A 1,372-nucleotide genomic window follows, 5' to 3' on the forward strand; every position below is an offset into this window, starting at 1 on the left:
CCGGTGAGGCGAGACCCCCGCCCAGGTCGGTCGAGCCCGTCCGTGCGCTGTCGCGCAGCCGCACGCCCGTCAGGAAGAGGGCGACGACTGGCCGGTCCTGTCGGCCCGTTCACGCCGGGCGGGGGTCTCGACGGCCACGGGAGCGGGCTCGGCGGCGATGTCGAGGCCGCAGGTGCCGGTCGCCGTCACACCGTCCTTGCCCGCCATCCGCACCGTGGTCCGGCCGTCGCGGTCCTGGCTGTAGGCGGCCGTGCAGACCAGCTGGCGCAGCGCGGTCGCGTCCAGTGCGCCGAGGGCCAGCGGAAGGGTCACCGCGACTTCCGCGTTCGGGGACAGTTCGACCCCGATGCCCCCGGCGGTGACCCGGGGCAGCGAGGTGCCGAGCCCCGCGGACTTCTCGGCCGGTCCGGGACCGGTGAGCAGGGCGGCGATCGCCTTCTCCGTCGTGACCGGCTCGGTCGGGCCGTCGGGTCCCCCGTAGCCGGCCCCGAATCCCGACGATTCCGTGACCGACCGGCTCACCGGACTCAGGGCCCCGTCGGGGGCGCGGAAGAAGAGCAGCGCGTCGTACCCGGGGTTGACGAAGGCCTGGACCGAGGCGGGGCCGCCCGCCTCGATGACATCGGTCTCCTGGATGCCGCAGCCACCGAGCAGCAGGGCAGCCGCCATCGGCACCGCGACACCGGCCGTCCGGCCGCGCGTCCGCCCCCGCCTCATCCGTCGTCCTCCTCCGCGTGCAGCGGTATCTCGACGGTGAAGACGGCACCGCCGCGCGGCAGGTTCCCCGCGCGGATCGTCCCGCCGTGCAGCCTGACGTTCTCCAGGGTGATCGCCAGCCCCAGTCCGCTGCCCGCCGAGCGGGTACGGGCCGCGTCGGCCTTGTAGAAGCGGTCGAAGATGTGTGGCAGCACCTCCGGCCGGATCCCGGGCCCGCTGTCGGCGACCTCCGTGACCAGCACGGGCACACCGTGGGACCGCGCCTCGAGACGCAGCCGTACGGTGACGGGCGCGCCGCCGTGCCGCAGCGCGTTGCCGACGAGATTGGCGACCACGATGTCGAAGCGGCGCGGGTCGAGCCGGGCGCGAATGCCGGGGGGCAGTTCGGCGCGGACCCGGCCGTCCGTCCAGTGCCGGTTCTCCAGGGTCTTGCGGATGGCCTCCGCCGCGTCGATCTCGTCGGTGTGCAGCTCCGCCGCGCGCGCGTCGAAGCGGGAGATCTCCATCAGGTCCTCGACGAGCACGGCGAGCTTCCCCGTCTCGGAGCTGATCAGCCGGACCGCGCGGGCGGTGTCGGGGTCCAGCCGGCCCGCGTCCTCGTCGAGGACCTCGGTGACGGCGAGCATCCCGGCGAGCGGGGTGCGCAGTTCGTGCG

The 1,372-nt window shown here is 74.6% G+C and carries 2 protein-coding genes; both read right to left on the bottom strand.

The window, feature by feature from the left end:
* Window positions 1–69: 69 nt before the first annotated feature.
* On the bottom strand, window positions 70–717 hold the full coding sequence (locus tag CCN42_RS38685; RefSeq protein WP_211294893.1) for a yippee-like protein: 648 nt from the start codon (window positions 715–717) through the stop codon (window positions 70–72).
* On the bottom strand, window positions 714–1,372 hold a 659-nt coding region (locus CCN42_RS38690; RefSeq protein ID WP_143662183.1), incomplete at its 5' end, for a sensor histidine kinase. The genes CCN42_RS38685 and CCN42_RS38690, both read right to left, overlap by 4 nt.

Source organism: Streptomyces glaucescens (genome assembly GCF_002154375.1).
Classification (GTDB): domain Bacteria; phylum Actinomycetota; class Actinomycetes; order Streptomycetales; family Streptomycetaceae; genus Streptomyces; species Streptomyces glaucescens.